1 protein-coding gene is annotated in these 505 nt (G+C 70.9%); it reads right to left on the bottom strand.

Features of this window, described 5'->3' with window-relative positions; translation table 11 throughout:
• Window positions 1-505: VWA domain-containing protein (locus A5714_RS04720; RefSeq protein ID WP_156747172.1), on the bottom strand; the 505-nt coding region annotated here is incomplete at both ends.

A 505-nucleotide genomic window follows, 5' to 3' on the forward strand; every position in this document is an offset into this window, starting at 1 on the left:
GTCGGTGATCTCGCAGATCTTCTGCAGGGTCTGGTCGTCCACGGGCACCGGGATGGTGGCCCCCTCGTAGTCGACGGTGCCGTAGGGCGTGCCGAACGAGATCGTGGAGATCTGCACGCCCTCGGACTTCGCGGCGCGGGCCGCGGTGAAGGCGCCCTGCGGGGCGTTGGGGTCCAGCGGCACGTTCTCGGCGCCGTCGGATTCCAGCACGATGCGGGCGGGTGGCGGCTTGTCGCCGCCGACCACCGCGGTGGCGCTGATCGCGTGCAGGGCGGTGAAAATGGCCTCGCCGGTGGCCGTGCTGTCCGCGAAGTCCAGCTTCTTCAGCGCCTCGATGGTCGCCTGGTGTTGGGGCGTCGGCGGGACCAGCAGATACGGCGTCCCGGAGAACGCCACCAGCCCCAGGTTGACGCCGGGCGTCAACTGGCCGGCGAACTGGGTGGCCGCTTCCTCGGCGGCCTTGAGCCGGTTGGGCGGCACGTCGGTCGCCCGCATGGATTGCGAC

The organism is Mycobacterium sp. E2462, from assembly GCF_001672685.1.
Lineage (GTDB): Bacteria > Actinomycetota > Actinomycetes > Mycobacteriales > Mycobacteriaceae > Mycobacterium.